Source organism: Gemmata algarum, assembly GCF_034097035.1.
GTDB classification, from domain to species: domain Bacteria; phylum Planctomycetota; class Planctomycetia; order Gemmatales; family Gemmataceae; genus Gemmata; species Gemmata algarum.
The window spans coordinates 81,694-101,505 of sequence record NZ_JAXBLV010000122.1 but is presented as its reverse complement, the minus strand read 5'-3'; the positions used below and the strand labels follow the sequence as shown (position 1 = coordinate 101,505).

Here is a 19,812-nt window from a genome sequence, read left to right as displayed (position 1 = left end):
GAAACACTGTTCGCGAGGGCCGGTCCGGTTCCGGGGGGGAGTCGGGCGGTTCGGCGCGCCACTGTCTAGGACGGACGCATGAACCGGGCGTGGGAACTCGCAGCGGGGCTCAGCCGGCGCCACTTCCTCGCGTGGTCCGCCGCGGTTGGGGCGGCCGGGCTGGCCGGGTGCAAGAGCACCGAAGCCGCCAAGCTCCAGACCCCGCGGTCGCAGATCGGGGAGGACCCGGCGGACCCCGAGACGGTCCCGACCGTCGGCTCCAAGACCTCGGTGGGCAACACCGAGGCGCTGACGGTGAGCGGGGTCGGGCTGGTGTACAACCTGCCCGGCACCGGCAGCAGCCCGGCCGGGGGCAGTTGGCGCACCATGCTCGAGGACAGCCTGAAGAAGCTCAAGCGAGACCAGACGCTCAACCTGCGCGAGCTGCTCGACGGGCCGGGCCGCACGACCTCGTTGGTCATCGTGTCGGCGCAGATCCCGCCGGGGGCGCGCGAGGGCGACCCGGTCGACGTGCAGGTCACCCTGCCCGACGACAGCAGGACCACCAGCCTGCGGGGCGGGGAGCTGTTCGCCACCGAGCTGATCACGTTTGACACCACCGGCAACATCCGGGCGCAGGTGCGCGGCCCCGCGGCGCGGGGCGGCGGCAACCAGCTCGTCGCCGGGAGCGTGTGGGCGCGGGCGCAGGGGCCGCTCGTGGCCGGCAACATCGTCCTGGACGGCGCGGACGGCAAAGACGCCAAGCCCGACACCGACGCCGAGGGCCGCGCGCTGTACCGGGCCGGGTTCATCGCCGGCGGGGCCAAGGTCGCGCACACCCGCCCGTACTACCTGCTGCTGAACGCGGGGGACCAGAACCCGCGGGTCGGGGCGCACATAGCCGAGCGGCTCAACACCACCTTCCACACCACCTCGGACCCGCGGTTCAAGGTGGCCGACGCGAAGGACCGCGAGCTGGTCCTGCTGAGCGTGCCGTCCGCGTACCGGCACAACCACTACCGGTTCCTGCTGGTCGCCCGCCAGGTGCCGTACAACCCGGTCGGCGCGAACAGCGTGTACCGGCAGAAGCTCGAAGAGCAGCTGATGGACCCGGCCACCGCGCTCACCGCGGCGGTGAAGCTCGAGGCGCTCGGCGGCGACTGCCGGCGGAGCCTCAAGATCGGCCTGGAGAGCGCGTCGCCGTGGGTCCGGTTCGCGGCCGCCGAGGCGCTCGCGTACCTGGGGCAGACGGACGGCGCCGCCGAACTCGCCCGGCTCGCCGAGGACCACCCGGCGCTCCGCGCCCAGAGCCTCAAGGCGCTCGCGTCGCTGGACGACGCCTCCGGCACCGACAAGCTGGTGGAGATGCTGACCAGCGCCGACGCCGAGCTCCGCCACGGGGCGTTCATCGCCCTGCGGCTCGCCGACGAGCGGCACCCGGCGCTGGGCGGGGCGCTGATGAACCGGTCGTACTACCTGCACCGGGTCGGCGGTCGCGGGGCGTCGGCGGTCCACCTCACCGCCGCGGGGCGCAGCGAGATCCTGGTGTTCGGCGACAACGTGAAGCTCCGCGGGCCGATGCCCCCCGTGCCGCTGGGGAGCGAGTTCACGGTGTCGGTGCCGGCCGGCGACGAGGGCGTGAAGGTCACCCGGGTGGTGCGGCTGAAGGACCGCGACCCCGAGGTGAAGGAGGCGCGCTGCGGCGCCGACCTGAGCGCGGTGCTGGGCGCCCTGGCGAACCTGGGCGGCGGGTACTCGGAGGCCGTCGAGCTGGTGCGCCGGTCCGCCCGCGCGGAGGCGCTCTCGGCCCCCGTGGTGACGGACGCGGTGCCGCGCGAGATGAGCATCCAGCAGCTCGCCGGGTTCGCCAAGGTGGACACGACCCTGGCGAAAGCGAACGTGGAGGTCGCGAAGGTGGGGACGGTGCAGCCCGCCGTGGACGCCAACGGGTTCGAGGTGCCGGTGGACCAGGGGCCGCTGATCGCCCCCGCCGGGGCGGCGCTGCCGAAGCAGGCGCTGAACCGCAACCCGGGGCGCCTGTTCGGGCCGAGCCGGGCGTCCGACGCCCCCCTCCTCGACCCGGCCGTGGTCCCGGCCGGGGGGCGGTAGGGGTGAGGCGCGCAACGGCAGAAGGCAGACGTTGAAAACGGCCGCGGCGGACATTCCGTCCGCCGCGGCCGGCTTTTAACCTGCACTCCGCCCTTGAGCCTTCCGCAGGTTAGCGGGCTTCGACTTCGCACGCGCGACCGTTGGTTTCCCATGTTGAAGCGCCTCGAACTCGTCGGGTTCAAATCCTTTGCCGATAAGACGCGGTTCGACTTCGCGCCCGGGGTGACCGGGGTGGTCGGTCCGAACGGGTCCGGCAAGAGCAACGTCGTTGATGCGGTGCGGTGGATCCTGGGCGAGCAGTCCCCGAAGAGCCTACGCGGCGGCGAAATGGCCGACGTCATCTTCAACGGCTCCAGCTCGCGCAAGAGCCTGGGCATGGCGGAGGTGACGGTCGCGTTCGACAACGCCCGGCGGCTACTGGCGGTCGACGCCGACGAGGTGCAGCTCACCCGCCGGGTGTACCGCGACGGCACCGGCGAGTACCTCATCAACGGCCAGATGTCCCGGCTGAAGGACCTCAAGAACATCTTCCTGGGCAGCGGCGCCGGGGCCGGCGGGTACACGATCATCGCGCAGGGGCGCGTCGACGAGATGCTCCAGGCCTCGACGAAGGACCGGCGGGCGATCTTCGACGAGGCCGCCGGGATCAGCCGGTTCAAGGCCGACAAGAACGAAACGCTCCGCAAGCTCACGTCCGTCGAGCTGAACCTGACGCGCTCGAAGGACAAGCTCGACGCGCTCGACGGCCAGCTCCGCACGCTGCGCCTCCAGGCCACGAAGGCCCAGAAGTACAAGGAGCACTCGGACCGGTTGCGGGAGCTGCGCGTCGGGCTGGGGGCGCGCGAGTACCGCGAGCTCACCACAGCGCTGGCGACCGAGCAGGGCGCCCTCGCCGCGCTGAAGGCGGAGGTGAGCGGCGCCACGTCGGAGGCCGAGCGGCTCGAACAACAGGCCGCCCAGCTCGACTGGGCGGTGACCCGGGGCGAGGAGGCGCTGCGGCACCACGAGGCCCGGCTGGCGGAGGCGCGGCAGCAGCTCGCCGGGTTCGAGGCGTCGCTCAAACACGACCGCGCCGCGGCGCAGAGCCTGGGGGCCGAGCTGCTGAAGGTCGGGCGCCAGCGGGCCGAACTGGGCTACCGGCTGAAGGGGCTGGAGGCGGACTCGGCCCGCGCCGCGGCGGAGAGCGCCGCGGCGGAAGGGCGGCTCGCCGACGAGCAGCGCCGGGCGGACGAGGTGAGCGGCGCGCTGGCGGCGGTGGTGGCGCGCCTCGCGGACCTGGAGCGGGCGCAGGCCGAGGACCTTCGCCAGCACATGGAGCTGGTGCGCCAGGCGGCGGCGGGCCGGTCCACCGCCGACGCCACGCTCGCGCAGGTGAACCGGCTCCAGAGCGAGTACACGCGGCGGCTGGCGGCCCGCGAGCACCGCGCCGCGCACCGGGCCACGCTCACCCACGCGCTCGACGGGCTGTCGCAGGAGGACGCCGACGTTCAGGCCCGGCTCGCCGCGGCCCGCGAGCAGCTCGACGACCTGACCGCGGCACGCGACACACTCACCGAGCAGCTCGGGGAGGGGCAGGCGCGGCTCGAGGGGCTGCGCGTGGACCAGGGCGCGCTCCGCGCCCGCATGGAAGTCCTTGAGGACCTGGAGCGGTCGCTCGAGGGGCTCGGGACCGGGGTCGCGGCGGTGTGGCGCCGGCTCGAAGCGGAGGCCGCGGACGATTACACCTCCACCGAGCTGAGCGCCGCGGTGGTCGGGCTGGTGGCGGACCTGCTGACGGTGCCGCGCGAGGTGGCCCCGCTGGTCGAGTTGGCCCTGGGCGAGGCCGCACAGCGGTTCGTCGTTCGGTCCCCGGAGGCGGTGGACGCGGTGGCGGCCGCGGTGGGCGAACTGACCGGGCGGGTCGGGTTCGTGCCGCTGAGCTTTTCCGCCACGCCCGTCGGCTCTGCCGACGCGAGCGGCGAACACGGGGGCGCGGGCAGTGGGCCGTCCCTTGCGGCGCTCGTCACCTGCGACCGGCCGCACTGCGCCGGGCTGCCCGCGCAGCTCCTCGGCCGCGTCCTGATGGCCGACACGCTCGCGGACGCGCGGTGGCTGGTCGCGCTGCACCCCGGGTATCGGGTGGTCACCCGCCGCGGCGAGTTGCTCGAACCGGACGGGACCCTCACGGTCGGCCCGCTGCGGGGCGAGGCCGGGCTGGTGTCGCGCAAGAGCGAGCTGCGCGAGCTGCGCGAGCAGTTCCGCGCCACGTCGGAACTCGTCGCGGGGGCGGAAGTCGAGCTCGCGGACCTCCGGCGCCGGGCCGAATCCGCCGAGGGGACCATTGAGGCCGTCGAGGCCGAGATCGCGCTCCTCTCGGACGAGGCCGGCGACCTGCTCCAGCGGATCGCCCGGCAGCGCCAACAGGTCGAGCACCTGGACGCGGACATCGAGCTGATCGAAGCCGACTGCCGGACCCTCGAACAGCAGGTGCAAGAGGGCGAGGCGGCGTGGACCGCTGCCCGGCTCGCGGCGGAGGACGCCGAGCGCGCCGCGGCGGAACTGGAGTCCCGGCTCGCGGAGGTTAAACGCGCGCTGGCGGCCGGCGCCGCCGACCGGACCGCGCGCGAGCAGGCGCACACCGCCGCGCAGGTGGCCCTGTCCCGCGCCGCCGCGGACCGGGACCGCGCCCGGGAGCGCGCCGCGCAGCTCGAGGCCGACATCCGCAAGCGCAAGATCGAGGCCCTGGACCTGACGGCCGCGGACCGCAACGCCCGCGGGCGGCTGGCGGACTGCACGCTCGCGGCCCTCCGCGCGACCGCGGGCCAGGCCGACGCATACGGCGAGAAGGAGTCGCGCGAGCGGCTCGCGGCGGAGCTGTCGGCGAGAGGCGCCGCGGACCGGGCGGACCGCGACCGGGCACGCGCCCGGCTCCAGCAGCTCCGCCACGGGTGGCAGGAGAAGCAGGCCGCCGCGCACGCCCGCGAACTCGCCGCCCACGACCTGGACGCGCGCCGCGCCGCGCTCGTCCAGCGCATCCGCGAGGATTACGGGATCGAACTGGACGAACTGGCGAGCGCAGGGGGCCACCCCACCGAGGGCTCCGGCGCTGACATTTCGGGCGCGGAAACGGCCGAGCCGCCGTTCGCGGGCGTTAACGTGCTCGAAGCCCAGGCCGAAATCGAAGAGCTGAAGCGCAAACTGGCCCGGCTCGGCAGCGTCAACATGGAGGCGCTCGAGGAACTCACCCGGGTCGAGGGCGAGTTCAACGCGCTCCAGGCGCAGCACAGCGATCTGAACGCGGCCCGCCAGTCGCTCCAGCAGATCATCGACGCCATCAACGGCGACAGCCGCAAGCTGTTCCTGGACACGCTCAACGCCGTCCGCGGGTACTTTCAGGAGCTGTTCCGTAAGCTGTTCGGCGGCGGTCAGGCGGACATTGTGCTCGAGGACGAGGCCGACGTGCTGGAGTCCGGGATCGAGATCACCGCCCGCCCGCCCGGCAAGGAGCTGCGATCGCTGTCGCTGCTCTCGGGCGGCGAAAAGACGCTGACCGCGGTCGCCCTGCTGCTCGCGATCTTCCGCAACAAGCCGTCGCCGTTCTGCATCCTCGACGAGGTGGACGCGGCGCTGGACGAGGCGAACACGGCGCGGCTCGCCGGCGTGCTGCGCGAGTTCCTGGACCGCAGCCAGTTCATCGTCATCACGCACAAGAAGCGGACGATGGCCGCCGCCGACCGGCTGTGGGGGGTCACCATGCAGGAGAGCGGCATCAGCCGGCTGCTGCCCATGCGGTTCGAGGATTGGGCGGACGAGGGCGGTGAGGAGCGCGCTGCTGCTTAGCAAACGCATATGATTCGACATCGGATATAAAAACAGGCGAGTTTGGCCCGTTTTTCGCCTGAGCTGCCATGCATTTACTGCGCACATTCCTATAGACGCGAACTGTGGATTGAAAATATGGTTGTTTGATATTTTTTTCGCACGAATCAGCAGGCAATAGCAGGGGCAAAGTGCGGCGTGACCAGAGTCCCGATAGGCCGCGTGAGGGCCGGCACGGCACTTGTTGTTGCGGAGCGGCAAATGGTGGATGAGTGCGATGCTCTCCTACAAGCTGTCGAGGCCGCGCCGGATGACACCACACTCCAACTGGTCTATGCTGACTGGTTAGACGAGCGGGGAGATCCGCGCGGGGAACTCCTGCGGTGCCAAGCCGCCCGGAATCAACTGACGCCTGCTGACCCCGAGTACACTGCCCTGCTCGAACACGAGGCCCGGTTGCGGCGGGACCACCCGGCGGTGATCCTACCGTGGGAGCGGCGGCTGAGCATCGCCCGGATTCGCGCGCTCATCACCCACAGCGGTCCCAGTACAGACGGCGCGGTCACCGGTCCGTATACACCCGGACCTTGTCTGACCGGGCCGGACGTGGTGGCGTGGGAGGTTGCACGCGGCGTCGCGCTTCCTGAGGAGTATAAGCTGTTCCTTCAAGCGATCGGGAACGGCGGAGTGATGCCCGGCTCACACTGCGATTTCGACATCTTCCCCCTCGCCAGGGTCAGAAGCGGGCCGATCGCGGCAGCCCCTTTCCCGGTCACTTCTGACCGGTTCCGTAAGCGTCTCCGACAGGTCCGGGCAGAGGGGCGGCCGACGGACTGGGTGCTGTTTCCCGAACTCCAGCCAGTCTGGGAACAAAATGACGGGTTGCCGGGAAGTGTGTCGATCGGCGGATACCCAGGCGGGGACGGCCTGCTCTTGGTGACTACCGGCGAACTCCGGGGTTCGATCTGGTGCACAGTGTGCTACGGCATCCCGGAAACGGACCCGCTGGATGAACCGCTCGGGTTTCTGAACTGGTTCGTTGCCACCCTCGCCGGGTTCCAGTCCGGGGCATGACGGCCAACCGTCCCCGGAATTGACGACGTTCGGTCTGCAAAAGGGGTGTGATCGACATTATCGCTGCTGCATTTCCACCGCACACCCCACAGTTACGCCCTGAAAACTAAGCTATTTGCAGTGAATGCCCATTTCGAGGACTGGGCGGACGACGGCGGTGAGGCGCAAGCCGCCGGATGGCGAACGTGACCGGTGGGAGCGATCGGCGCCCCTCACGGTTGAGCCCGGCGGCCCGCATCCCCAAAACGTCACACCTGATTCCGAGCGACAGATGTTCTGGTTGCATCAGCCGGCGGTTCCGCTGCGACATGATCTTTGTCAATTAATTTAGTTCATTGTTGAATTTCGGTGGCGGGGTGGTAACTACTACCTGCAACTTTGTGTCTCCGTACTGGGTTTGGGCTACACTGTCTGCCCGGCGGCACGTTGCCCCATCCCCCTGTCCCCCGCATTTGCGTATGAACTACCTGCAGCAACGTCGGAACGCTCTGGGTCAGACGCTGAAGTCGCGCGACCTCGACGGGTTCCTGGTCACCGCCGCGGTCAACGTCACGTATCTGACCGGGTTCACCGGCGACTCCAGCTACTACGCGGTGTTGCCCAAGAACAGCCTGCTCGTCAGCGACACCCGGTTCGAGGAGCAGGTGCGGGAGGAGTGCCCGGACCAGGACGCGGTCATCCGGGGGCACAACAAGACCACCCTCGAAGCCGCGGCCGAGGCCCTCAACAAGTCCGGGGCCAAGGCGGTCGGCGTCGAGGGCAGCCGGATCACCCTGGGCGAGCTCGAGGCGCTGCGGCAACTGGCCCCGAAGATCACGTTCGTGTCCGTGGACGGGGCCATTGAGGCGCAGCGGGCGGTAAAGGACCCGGGCGAGGTGGAGAAGATCCGCGACGCCATCAAGGTGGCCGAGCGCGGGTTCAAAATGTTCCTCGCGACCGTGCGCGAGGCCGACACCGAAAAGGACATGGTGGACGCCCTGGAGGGGTACGTGCGCCGCGCCGGCGCCAAATGCACCGCGTTCCCGCCGATCGTGGCGGTCGGCGAGCGCGGCGCGCTGCCGCACGCCACCCCCACGAACAAGCCGCTGGGCGACGGGGCGAAGCTGCTGGTCGATTTCGGCGCGGACCTGGTGGGATACAAGTCGGACATCACCCGCACGCTCCGCAGCCCGTTCGGTACCTCGCCGAGCCGCCGCAACAAGCTGGAGCGGATCGGGTACGACTTCGAGAAGCTGTACGCGGTGGTCCTGGCGGCGCAGAACGCCGCGCTGGCGGCGATCCGCCCGGGGGTGAAGGCGAAGGACGTGGACGCCGCGGCCCGCAAGGTGTTCGCGAACGCCCGGTTCGACAAGTACCCGGACCTGAAGCTCGCCGACCACTTCACGCACGGCCTCGGGCACGGGATCGGGCTCGAGATCCACGAGGCCCCGAAGATCCGGGCGAACTCCGAGGACGTGCTCGAGTCCGGCATGGTGGTCACCATCGAGCCGGGCATTTACATTCCGGGCTGGGGCGGCATCCGCATCGAGGACGACGTGCTCATCACCCACGACGGGTGCAAGCTCCTCACCACCCTGTCGCGCGAGCCCGCGACCCTCGCGGCGGGCTGACCGGGCGCGGCGCCGGCTGCCGCGCGGCCGCCCCGCCCATACACTGTTCCATCATTCACTCCCCGGCCACGACCGGGGTTTCGCTATATTTGAGGGTTACGTAGTGGCCGACGATCAACGGGACGCCCCCCGGCCGTTCGATGTGCGCACGGTCGAGCACCTCCTGAAGCTGATGACCGAGCACGACCTGGCCGAGGTCGATCTGAAAGAGGGCGAGCACCGCATCCGGCTCCGCAAGGGCGGCGCCCTGATCGGGTACGCGCCCGCCCCGGCCCCTGTGCGGCTGCCGGCCCCGGCGGTACCCGCTGCTGCGGCTCCTGGAGCGGCGCCGCCCGCGCCCGCCGCGGCCCCGGCCCCGGCGCCAGCCAAGAACCTGATCGAAATCAAGTCGCAGATGGTCGGCACGTTCTACTCCAAGCCCGACCCCAAGAAGCCCGATTTCGTTACGCTGGGCGCGAAGGTCACGCCGAAAACGGTCGTCTGCACGATCGAGGCGATGAAGCTGTACAACGAGGTCACCGCGGACTGCGCCGGCACCATCGCCGAGGTGTGCAAGCAGAGCGGCGACTTCGTCGAGTTCGGCACCGTCCTGTTCCGGGTGGACCCCTCCTAAAAATCCACATGCGGAGTGCGGAATTCGGAATGCGGAATTGAAGGCGAGAAGACCCGTTCTTCCCCTCATTCCGCCTCCGCATTCTGCGCTCCGCATTCCGCATTGGTGACTCATGTTTAATCGGATTCTTGTCGCGAACCGGGGCGAAATCGCGCTGCGGGTGATCCGGGCGTGCCACGACCTGGGCATCGAAGCGGTGGCGGTGTACTCGGAAGCGGACCGCGGCGCGCCGTGGCTCGACTTCGCCGATCAGGCGGTGTGCATCGGCCCGGCGGTGTCGGCGCAGAGCTACCTCAACATCCCGCGCATCATCGCCACCGCCGAGAAGACCGGCGCGCAGGCGATCCACCCCGGGTACGGGTTCCTGTCCGAGAACAGCAAGTTCGCCGAGCAGTGTCGGGACTCCGGCATCGAGTTCATCGGGCCGCCGGTCGGGGCGATGGACCGGCTGGGCAACAAGGACAAGTCGAAGACGGTCGCCCGGGCCGCGAAGGTGCCCACGGTGCCCGGCAGCGACGGGTTGGTCGAGACCGAAGAGCAGGCGAAGAAGTTCGCCAACATGGTCGGTTACCCGGTGCTGGTGAAGGCGTCGGCGGGGGGCGGCGGGCGCGGGATGCGCGTGGCCCGCGATGACGCCTCGCTGGCGACCGGGCTCTCGGCCGCGCGGGCCGAGGCCGAGGCCGCGTTCAAAGACGGGAGCGTGTTCCTGGAGAAGTACCTGGACCGCCCGCGGCACGTCGAGGTGCAGCTCATCGGCGACCAGCACGGGAACGTGATCCACCTGTTCGAGCGGGACTGCTCGCTCCAGCGGCGGCACCAGAAGCTGGTGGAGGAGTCGCCGTCGCCGAACCTGCCGGACAGCGTCCGGCAGGAGATGTGCGCCGCGGCGGTGCGGCTGGCGAAGGAGGCGGGGTACTACAACGCGGGGACGTGCGAGTTCCTCGTGGACCAGCAGAACAACTACTACTTCATCGAGGTGAACGCCCGCGTGCAGGTGGAGCACCCGGTCACGGAACTGGTGACGGGCGTGGACGTGATCCGCGAGCAGATCCGGGTCGCGGCGGGCGAAAAGCTGCGGTACGAGCAGAAGGACGTCCAGCAGCGCGGGCACGCGATCGAGGTGCGGATCAACGCCGAGGACCCGGCCCACGACTTCCGCCCCAGTGCGGGGACCGTGAAGACGTGGCGACCGCCGGGCGGCCCGGGGGTGCGGATCGATTCGCACGTGTGCGCAGGGTACCGGGTGCCGCCGAACTACGACAGCATGGTGGCGAAGCTGCTCGTCCATCAGCCGACGCGGGCGGAAGCGTTCGCGGTCATGCGGCGGTGCCTGCGGGAGTTCGTGGTAGAGGGCATCCACACGACGATCCCGATCCTGAAAACCATCTTCGACAACGAAGACTTCATCGCGGGCAACGTGGACACGACGTACATCGAGCGCGTGATGATGCCTCCCAAGGTCAGTTAAACGATAGCGGTACGTGCGCGGTGGTCGGCCCCAATCGGCCGCTGCGCACGTACCGTCGCCAAGGCCCCTCAGCCGAAGCGCCGTTTCTCATTGCGTAACGCGCGGTACTGCCGCACAATCAGTTACACGGACGGCACCCGATCGTGTGACGAGATGGGGGATCGCCGTGGCGGTTCGCCCTGTCCTGCTCTTGGCGTTTTCCCCCGCGCTGGCTCTGCCGTTCTGCCGTCCCGCGGTGCCCGCTCCTTGACGGTATCGGTCAACCGCCCGACAGCCGGGCTGAATTGCATCCCCGGGACCAGATAGGTGGCAGTTCGAGGCACGGGAGTAATCAGGCCACCGGATCATTCCAAACAGTGAGAAGCCGGTCGGTCGATCGATCAAGAACAGACGCAAAGATAGCTGCGTTTGTCAGTACCGCGCCGCTGGCGCCGCAGTTCGTCCGGAGTTGCCCATGCCCATTACGGTTAACTGTAAGTGCGGAAAAATCTTGCGCGTGCCCGATGCGTCCGCGGGGAAACGTGCCAAGTGCCCCGTTTGCAACACCGTTTTCACCGTACCCGAGCCTGAGCCGGTGCTGGAAATCGTTGAGGTTCTGGATGTCGCGGAAGTGGTGCCGCCCCCGCTGCCGCCCGAGCCGAAACAGCCGCCGGCGGCTCCCAGACCGTCCGGGTATCGCAAGCCGCAACTCGAAGACGACGAAGAGGACAAGACCCCCTACGGTCTGGCCGAATCGGAACCGACCAGTTCCGCCCTCGACCGCGACGGCAACGCGCGCCAGAAGGGCACGAAGGGGCTTCCGAATTTCAACAAAGGTCGCAAGAACTACGGCTGACGTAGGGGCTCGCGCGGCTTCATTTATTCGCCTTTGAGCCGGTAGCGGTGGTCCGCGGGCGGCCCGGTCACTCCGAGGACTGACCGCACCGGCGCCGGGCGCCGCCCATACAATTCCGGTAAGGCGAGCGGGGGGCGTATGCCCCCTGTTTGCGTTTTCACGGAGAACCGAACATGTCCGACGTTCGTGAAACGGCGCTCCTCGTTATCGGCGGCGGCCCCGGCGGGTACCCCGCCGCGCTCCACGCGGCCGACAGCGGCATCAAGGTCACGCTGGTGGACGAAGGCGCGAAGCTCGGCGGCGTGTGCCTGAACCGCGGGTGCATCCCTAGCAAAGCGTTGCTGCACACGGCCAAGATCATTCGCGAAGCGCACGAAATGGCCGCCTACGGCGTCACGTTCGGCGAACCGAAGCTCGACCTCGCCAAGCTCCGCGACTTCGTGCAGGCGAAGGTGGTCGGCAAGCTTACCGGCGGCATCGGGCAGCTCACAAAAGGCCGCGGGGTCGATGTGGTGAAGGGCCGCGCGGTCTTCACCTCACCCAACACGGTGGAGGTGACCGGCGACCAGCCCCAGACCATCAAGTTCCAGAACTGCATCATCGCGACCGGGTCGCTGCCGGCGATCCCGAAGCCGTGGCAGATCAACGACGACCGCGTGATGGACAGCACCGGCGCCCTGCTGCTGCCGGACGTGCCCAAGAAGCTGCTCGTCATCGGCGGCGGGTACATCGGGCTCGAGATCGGCAGCGTGTACGCGGCGCTGGGGAGCAAGGTCACGGTGGTGGAGGCGCTCGAGCGCATCCTGTTCATGGCCGACAAGGATCTGGTCGATCCGCTGGAGCGGAAGCTCAAGACCGAGTTCGAGGCAATTTACACGTCCACGAAGGTGATGGGGTTGGAAGCCACGCCCGAGGGGATCGTGGTGAAGCTCGAAGGGGCCGGCGCGCCCGCGTCGCTCACCTTCGACCGCGTCCTGATTTCCGTGGGCCGGCGGCCAAACTCCGCGGGGTTGGGGCTCGACAAGGCCGGGGTGAACGTGACCGACCGGGGGTTTATCCCGATCGACAAGCAGCGCCGCACCAACGTGCCGCACATTTTCGCGATCGGCGACGTGGGCGAGGAGCCCGGCCTCGCGCACAAAGCGACGGCGGAGGCACGGGTTGCGGTGGAAGTGCTCCACGGCGAGCCGGCCGAATGGAACCCGCGGGCCATTCCCGCTGTCATCTTCACGGACCCCGAAATCGCCTGGGCCGGGATCACCCAGAAGGAAGCGGAAGAGAAGAAGGTTCCGCACGAGGTGCTCACGTTCCCGTGGGCGGCGAGCGGCCGGGCCGTGAGCATCGCGCGCACGGAGGGCCGCACGAAGATGATCGTCGATCCGGAAACCAAGCGGGTGCTGGGGGTCGGGATCGTCGGGGCGGGGGCCGGCGAGATGATCGCCGAAGGGGTGCTTGCCATCGAGATGGGCGCGGTGGCGCGGGACGTGTTAGAGAGTATTCACCCGCACCCGACGCTCAGCGAGACGGTGATGGAGAGTGCCGAACTGGCCTACGGGGCCGCGACCCACGTCGCGAAGCCGCGCAAGGCGGCGAAGTAACGTACTGAATGGCGGGCGGGACGATTGCTCCCGCCCGCCGGAGCGAGAGGGACGAATGACCGAGGCCGACTGGTGGGCGACATCGTACCCCGACAAACTGCTGAACTGGCTCTTTTACACCGCGCAGGCGTCCGAGCGCAAGTTCCGGCTGTTTTCGCTCGCGTGCTGCCGCCAGGTGGGCGATCTGCTCGCCGACAGCGCGTTCCCGCAACTCCTGGTCCTGATGGAGGTTCTGGCCGACGACCCGGTTGACGCGGCGAAGATCGAGCGGCTCCGGCGTGCCGGCCGGGACAACCTGTACTCGGTCAGTTCCGCCCACCGGACCCCGAAGTGGCACGCGCGGAACGCCGCGCTGTGCGGAACCGGTGCGCTGTGGGAGGGCCGCGGGTGGCAGTCGCGGCCGGCGTACTGGGAGTACGTGTACCAGAATTCGGAAGGCGGCTGGCTGCTCGGCCCGTTCCCGCACGTCGTCTCGGAAGCCGTATTCTGTGCCCACCCGCGGAGCGAACAGGCCGAAGCGCTGGCGCACCAGTTGCGAGTGATCCGCGACCTGTTCGGACCGCTCCCGTTCCGGGACATAACCGTACCCCGAGCATGGCTCACGTCCGACGTGCTGGCGCTGGCCCGCGGCATATACGACGAGCACGCCTTCGAGCGGATGCCGATTCTGGCCGACGCGCTCCAGGAAGCGGGTTGCGACAACGACGACATCCTGGACCACTGCCGCCATGAGCCGTTCTTCGTCGGCGGTGACGCCCCCAAACACCGCTCGGCCGCGTCCGGCCACGTGCGCGGGTGCTGGGTCATCGACCTTCTATTGCGCCGCCCGTGGCGATCCGCTCGCCCGCACCCGCGAAGGTGAGCTGGTAGAATGCTCCCGAACCCTCTGGGAACAGGAGCATCTCCATGCCGACGCCGCTCGCGGGGTACACGCCCTACAAGAACCTACCCCCACTCGCCGGGCTCTGTACCGTTGAAGAAGCGGCGCGGCCCGGGTTGTCGGTGGAGGAGTGCGTTCGGCGGCTGAAGCGGTTCCACTACTGTTTCAAGCGACTGCATCAGATCCTGACGGCCCGCATCACTGCGGAGCCGATCTACGAACTCAAAACCGGGTTCGCTCACCACGCCTACCTCTGCGCCGAGCACGTCACCGCGCTGCGTACGCGCATCGGCGAGATGCGCGAGCCGCCGCTGGGGCTCGAAGACGTGCCGCACCCGGCGCTGGAAGCGTTCTTCGATGAGATCCAGTGTGCGCCGACGACGGAGGAGCTACTTTGCGGAGCCTATCTTGATGCGATCGGATCGTTGATGATCGGCATCGAAAAATACATGACGGATACGCATCCGCTCACGGACGCTCCCAGCCGCCGCCTCCTACGTTTCGCGCTGATCGAACTTGATGAAATGAACCGGTATGGCTCCGCGGCCGGTGCGTCGTTGGGCACCGCCTGGCTTCCGCACTATCGCGTGTGGAGTGAGACGATCCTTCATCCGATGCTCGACGAAGCCGGTTGTCTGGACGGACACGCGCAGGCGAGCGAGCGACTCACGATACCGCGCCGTTATTCCGTAACGCCCTATCAGTACGACCCGGTCCCGAAGCGCGATGAGCGGTTCACCGATCCGTGGAACCAGGGCGTGAATGCGGAAGCGTTCCTCTACAGCGAGACGTACCCGGCCCGCGCCAAGGCGCTGATGATGCTCTACAAGCGCCTGCGCGAGATCGATGTGCCCGAGATGATGGCGAGCATCATCGCCCAGACGCCGGGCAAGCCGTGGGGGTACTACCGCGACATGTCGCGCCAGTTGTGGGACGAGGCCCGGCACGCGATGATGGGCGAAGTCGGGTTCGTCGCGCTCGGCGTCGACTGGACGAAAGCCAAGATCACGTTCAACTGGTCGCACCGGCTCAACACCGAATGCACCCCGATGGAGCGACACGGGGTGCTGTACTTCATCGAGCAGGGGTTAATGCCGCGCACCGGTAAGCGATACGAGTTCGAGGTAGGGCAGGCGTCCGGGTTGCCGCTCATCGCCACCATTCAGGACTTCGACTGGGCCGACGAGGTGCTGCACTCGCAGATCGGCCGGTCGTGGTACGTGCCGCAGTTCGGCAGCCTGCGTGAGGCGCTCGACTACGGCGACGCAGCGTGGTCGAAGGTGTTGAGCAACTGGGCCACCGTGAAGGAGCAGGGGCTAACGCAGCACGAAAACTGGTGGCCCGCAGTGTACCAGATGGCGTGCGCCGCGGACGGCACGGAGCCGGACCCGCAGGTGCTCGCGTTCGCCGAAACTTACGAGGCGAAGCGCGCCGACCTCCAGCGGATCGCCGCGGAGTAGTTGCGTCCGCAGCTCAGGGGGCAGGGCCGGGAGGAGAATTCCTGCGCGCCAGCGCCATCCCAGCGAGCAGCAAGAACACCGCGCCGATTCCCGCGGCCATGCCGAACAGTACCGGGCCGACACCCGCCACTGTGATTGCGTGCCCCGCGAGCAGGTGCCCGATCGGGGCGCTGCCGCTCAGCGTCATGGCCCAGACCGCCATGACTCGGCCCCGCACCTCGTCCGGCACCGCGAGTTGGAGCGTTGACTGCGCGGTGGAAAGGAACAGGATCATCCCGAACCCGACCGCGGCGCAGCACCCGCATGCGAGCCAGATTACCTGGGCGAAGCCCAAGCCCGCCATGCCCGCGGCGCACGCCGCTGCGCCCGTGATCAGGAACGCGCCGCGCCGAGATACGCTGCCGAACGTCGCGGTGGCGAGCGCTGCCCCCAGCGCCCCCGCCCCGAGCGAACTCAGCAGTAAACTGTAAGCCTCTTCCTTTAGTCCGAGTTGGAGCCGGGTGTAAGCGGGCAGCACGGTAATCACCGGCCATCCGAACGCGCTGAGTGCGAACGTGAACAGCACCACCGCGCCGAGCGCCGGGTGCTCGCGCAGGTAGAGCACGCCGGCGAGAGGCGAAGCGGCCGGCTTCTCGTGCCGCCGCGGCTCCGGAATGCGCCGCAGCGCCCGCAACACCGCCAGGAAGCTCAGTGCGTTCAGCGCGAAGCACGTGGTCGCGCCGATCGTGACACCGCTCGTCCCTTCGGGTAAATACGGCGCGACCTTGCCGGCCGCAACGAACAGCAGCCCCGCGACCGCCGGCCCGACCGCGCGGGCGGAGTTGAACACCAGCGAGTTCAGCCCTACCGCGTTAATCAGGTCCTCTTTGGGCACGAGGTCCGGCACGAACGCCAAACGGGCGGGGAAATCGACCGCCTGGATCACCCCGTTGAACCCGATCAGCGCCAGTACGAGGTACGGCGTGGCCACCCCGGCCCCGACCAGCACGGTAAGAACGACCGCGTTCACCAGGAACGCGGTCTGCGTGAAGAGCACGAGCGTGCGCTTCGGATAGCGGTCGGCGAGCGCGCCGCCCCACGCACCGAACGCGAGGGTCGGACCGACCTGGGCCACCAGCAGCCACGACGGCCAGCGCGGGTCGCCGGTGCGGTCGTACATGAGCCACATGAGCGCCGCGGACTGCATCCACGTGCCGACGAACGACACGATCTGCCCCGCGAAGTAGCGGCGGTAGTTGCGGTGCCGCAGCGAGCGGAACGTGGTGTCCCGGAGCGTCGCCAGCATTCGTCGTCCGGTGCGCGAAAGGGCCATCGGGGTTGGTTTACGGAAGTGCGGGCCGCGCGTTGCGCCCGGAACTGGTCGCGCGGCTCGACGCGGTCGAAGACGCCCCCGCCCCGCGGTGTCTCGCGCGGTCGCGGAGTTCGTGACCCAAACCGGGTTCCCCCGCGGGCCGCCGACGGTCTCGCACCGGTGTGGGCTCACTTCGCGAGACAATCCGCGGCTCATCTGACGGCTTTTAGCGGGGCGCGCCCGGGCCGTCGCGGTATCCTGAACGCACCCAACCGCCGCAGGAGTGCCTCCCAATGTCCGAACCGATGGACCGCCGCACGTTCGCGGCGCTGACCGCGACCGCCGTGCTCGGCCGCGAGGCCCTGAGCGCCGACACGCCGGCGGAGGCGGCGCCGCTGCCGCACGCCAAGGCCACCGAGGCGCCCTTCACCCGCGACTACCCCAAGCCGGGGTTCAACCCGGCGTGGCGCCGGCCGCAGATCAACAAGCTCATGGTGCAGGACTTCGTCATCTTCGCGCACACCGACATCGCGATGGTGAAGAAGCTCCTCGACCGCGAGCCCGCGCTGGCGAACGCGTTCATGGACTGGGGCGGGGGCGACTGGGAGAGCGGGCTCGGCGCCGCGGCCCATATGGGCAACCGTGAAATGGCTTCGCTGCTCCTCGAGCGCGGCGCGCGGATGGACATCTTCTGCGCTACGATGATGGGGCAACTTGAGGCGGTGAAGGCGTTCCTCAGGCTCCAGCCGAAGCTGATCGACGCGAAGGGGCCGCACGGGTTTAGCCTGCACTTCCACGCGCAGCTCGCCGGCCCCGATGCGGACAGGATGGTGGATTACCTGCAATCGGTGAAGAAGGTTGAACTGAAGCCCAACCCGTTCCTGAACATGAAAAAGGGTGGCGACAAAAAGTAACGCCGGTGCGAACGCGGGCGGCGGTCACTCGCTCGGGATCGGCCAGACGTATCCGAGCCGGTGAACCACCTTCCGCACCGCCGCAAGGTCGCCCTCGCGGACGATCAACCGGTCCCCGGCGACGAAGCATTTGCCTTTCAGTTGCCGGTCGTTCGCCAGTTCGGCCGCCACGTGCGCGCTTGCGCACGCGATGATCCGGGCCGGGCCGTCGTCCCGGATCTGCTCGGCCTTGTGCTGCAAATCGGTCAGGAACGTTTCCACGGTCGCGGGCACCGGTTCCGCCGACCGCGTCGCCAGGAACTCGCGCAGCTCCTCGATCCGGCCGCCCTGTTCGACCACGCTCACGATCTTCGCCGCCGACAGCTTCCACACCGCCGGCGAGGTCAGGTCCGCGAACCGCTCCAGCGTCAGCCGATCGGCGGCCGATGGCGTCCGGGTGGCGACCACGTCCAGGTTCGCCAGCACGCGGACGTCGTCCGTCTTCTGCGGGGCCGCGGGCTGGTACGTCTTCACCTGGCCGAGCACCCACGCCCCGAGCGGGTTGATTCGCACGTACAGCAGGCCGTCGTACCGGCTGAAACAGGACAAATCGTCCGCGCCCCATCGCCCCCAGAAATCACCACGCGCCCCTTGCGGCGGCACGTAAGCCACGTCGAGCAGCCCCACGGTGGCCGCGTACTCGAACAGCAGGGCCAGCACGAACCGCCCCTGGAGTTGCTCCCAGGAGTGCTCGTCGTCGTACCCCAGGCTGCCGTACTCCGCGTCGGTGATGTACAGCTTCCAGGCGTCCCGCTCCCCGACGAGCGAGAACCCGCGCTCGGTCGCGCGCATGAAGCGCCAGAGGTCGTCGATCGCGAACCACGCGTCGGGCTGGCAGTCCTTGAGCACCGCGAACACGGCCTTCCGACGGGTCGCCGCCGCGGTCAGGCTCGCGCGCCCCTGTCCCTTGACGGCCTCGACCCGCGCGAACTCGTCGAACAGCCGGTTTTTCTCCCACGCGGCCCACACCTTACCCAGCACCTCGGACGGTTCGCGGTTCAGAGCCGTCCGGCCGGCGGGTGTGAGCTTCAGGACGCCGCTGCGCTTCTCGGCGAGCCCGGCGGCCTGCACCAGCATGGGCCAGGCGAACGCTTTGATCGCGAGGTCCGCGGCCGGGTCGTGGTCGAACTCGTCCTCATCCTCGGCGGTGTAAAAGTCCCCGCCGGTCAGCACCCCCGCGACCACGTTGAGGCTCGATTCGGTCGGGTGTTGCTTCTTGTCGGTTACCCGTACCTTGCCGGCGTCGATCAGCCGGAGAACGGCGAACAGATCCGCCTCCGCCTCGCGGGCCGTCTCCCGCACCCGGACCGGAACCGTTTCGTCCGGCCCCTTTTGGTCCCAGCTCGCTTGAGGGAGGGTGTGCTCGGCCGGCGGTTCCGTGCGTGTCGGGATCCGGAACGGGTCCGGCGGCGGGAGAAACCGGAGAAGCGGCCGGACGTCGGTCGGCAGGTGCTCGTAGTCGGGGAAGAACAGGACGAGGAGCGTCGGGGTCTCGCGGCGGTCCCAGTACGAGTGCGGGTTGTTCGACGGCTGAAACCAATCCGGCTCGCGACCGTGTGTGGCAACGAACCGGGTGCGGGAGTAGCGCCCGTCGGGGGCGTGGGCGGCTTCGCGGACGGCGAGCTGTGCGAGCGGTTCGAGCCGGTCGTAGAGGGCACGTAGGCGGGCGGCGGTGGTCATCGCCCCGGCCACCGCCGCGACCAGCTCTCCCTTCCTTTTAGGCGGCTCGGAGCCGAGAAGCCTCACCAGCGGTCGGAGGTGCTCGGTGGTCAGGCGGTCGAACGCCTGCTCCGCGGTCAGCGCTTCGCGCTCCTGTCCGGCCCGTGCCATACCGCCCTCGCGTTCTGTTTGTTGCGGAGAGGACGTTCGGTCGATCTGTTAGTTACTGAAGGCGGGCTCACGACCTAAAAAACAAGAGCCCGCAGTTGCGGGCTCTTTTCGAGCGGAGAGGGAGGGATTCGAACCCTCGGTACGGTTTCCCGTACACAGCATTTCCAGTGCTGCACAATCGACCACTCTGCCACCTCTCCAGGTGGGATGAACCTACGGACGCCCGAAGCCGCGAGAAGGTTCACCCGCTTTCAGCATAGGAGACGCGCCGGACGGTGACAACTCGCGAGCCGCCGTTCGTAGTTTTCGGCCCT

At 68.8% G+C, this 19,812-nt stretch carries 13 protein-coding genes and 1 tRNA gene; 11 read left to right on the top strand and 3 right to left on the bottom strand.

Translation table 11 applies throughout. The features are described 5' to 3' along the window. Positions 1 to 78 precede the first annotated feature (78 nt). The 10 genes from R5W23_RS11295 to R5W23_RS11250 all read left to right on the top strand — a co-directional run bounded on the left by R5W23_RS11295 (position 79) and on the right by R5W23_RS11250 (position 15,424). The gene (locus tag R5W23_RS11295; RefSeq protein ID WP_320686407.1) at positions 79 to 2,088 is read left to right on the top strand and encodes a flagellar basal body P-ring protein FlgI; all 2,010 of its coding nucleotides are present in this window, start codon (positions 79 to 81) and stop codon (positions 2,086 to 2,088) included. A 150-nt stretch (positions 2,089 to 2,238) separates the two neighbouring features. Continuing rightward, positions 2,239 to 5,907 carry a chromosome segregation protein SMC gene (gene smc, locus R5W23_RS11290; protein ID WP_320686406.1) on the top strand — a complete coding sequence of 1,223 codons (3,669 nt, stop codon included), beginning with the start codon at positions 2,239 to 2,241 and terminating at the stop codon, positions 5,905 to 5,907. A 240-nt stretch (positions 5,908 to 6,147) separates the two neighbouring features. Beyond that, positions 6,148 to 6,960, top strand: coding sequence for a TIGR02996 domain-containing protein (locus R5W23_RS11285; RefSeq protein WP_320686405.1), 813 nt, complete (start codon positions 6,148 to 6,150; stop codon positions 6,958 to 6,960). Between the two features lie 458 nt (positions 6,961 to 7,418). Beyond that, on the top strand, positions 7,419 to 8,570 hold the full coding sequence (locus R5W23_RS11280; RefSeq protein WP_261188095.1) for a M24 family metallopeptidase: 1,152 nt from the start codon (positions 7,419 to 7,421) through the stop codon (positions 8,568 to 8,570). A 103-nt stretch (positions 8,571 to 8,673) separates the two neighbouring features. After that, entirely contained in the window at positions 8,674 to 9,183 is a 510-nt protein-coding gene (accB, locus tag R5W23_RS11275; protein ID WP_320686404.1) for an acetyl-CoA carboxylase biotin carboxyl carrier protein, read from the top strand. A gap of 112 nt (positions 9,184 to 9,295) precedes the next feature. Beyond that, positions 9,296 to 10,651 (top strand): acetyl-CoA carboxylase biotin carboxylase subunit, encoded by a 1,356-nt coding sequence (gene accC, locus R5W23_RS11270; protein ID WP_010036070.1) that lies wholly within the window; start codon positions 9,296 to 9,298, stop codon positions 10,649 to 10,651. 574 nt (positions 10,652 to 11,225) lie between these two features. Next, complete coding sequence (locus R5W23_RS11265; RefSeq protein ID WP_261188097.1) at positions 11,226 to 11,486, top strand: hypothetical protein; 261 nt, start codon at positions 11,226 to 11,228, stop codon at positions 11,484 to 11,486. 173 nt (positions 11,487 to 11,659) lie between these two features. Further along, entirely contained in the window at positions 11,660 to 13,084 is a 1,425-nt protein-coding gene (lpdA, locus tag R5W23_RS11260; RefSeq protein WP_261188098.1) for a dihydrolipoyl dehydrogenase, read from the top strand. Positions 13,085 to 13,139: 55 nt separating this feature from the next. Continuing rightward, positions 13,140 to 13,946 carry a hypothetical protein gene (locus R5W23_RS11255; protein ID WP_320686403.1) on the top strand — a complete coding sequence of 269 codons (807 nt, stop codon included), beginning with the start codon at positions 13,140 to 13,142 and terminating at the stop codon, positions 13,944 to 13,946. 44 nt (positions 13,947 to 13,990) lie between these two features. After that, positions 13,991 to 15,424 carry a hypothetical protein gene (locus R5W23_RS11250; protein ID WP_320686402.1) on the top strand — a complete coding sequence of 478 codons (1,434 nt, stop codon included), beginning with the start codon at positions 13,991 to 13,993 and terminating at the stop codon, positions 15,422 to 15,424. Between the two features lie 13 nt (positions 15,425 to 15,437). On the opposite strand, the gene R5W23_RS11245 is transcribed toward R5W23_RS11250, so the two are convergent. Continuing rightward, a complete protein-coding gene (locus R5W23_RS11245; RefSeq protein WP_320686401.1) occupies positions 15,438 to 16,709 on the bottom strand; it encodes an MFS transporter in 1,272 nt (423 codons plus the stop codon). A 497-nt stretch (positions 16,710 to 17,206) separates the two neighbouring features. Here R5W23_RS11245 and R5W23_RS11240 point away from each other — a divergent pair, with 497 nt between their 5' ends. After that, positions 17,207 to 17,629, top strand: a complete 423-nt coding sequence (locus R5W23_RS11240; RefSeq protein WP_407936116.1) for an ankyrin repeat domain-containing protein — start codon at positions 17,207 to 17,209, stop codon at positions 17,627 to 17,629. Positions 17,630 to 17,653: 24 nt separating this feature from the next. On the opposite strand, the gene R5W23_RS11235 is transcribed toward R5W23_RS11240, so the two are convergent. Together R5W23_RS11235 and R5W23_RS11230 are read right to left on the bottom strand one after the other, a co-directional pair. Continuing rightward, on the bottom strand, positions 17,654 to 19,498 hold the full coding sequence (locus tag R5W23_RS11235; protein WP_320686399.1) for a hypothetical protein: 1,845 nt from the start codon (positions 19,496 to 19,498) through the stop codon (positions 17,654 to 17,656). Between the two features lie 113 nt (positions 19,499 to 19,611). Further along, a tRNA-Ser gene (locus tag R5W23_RS11230) sits at positions 19,612 to 19,698 on the bottom strand. Between the last annotated feature and the right edge of the window lie 114 nt (positions 19,699 to 19,812).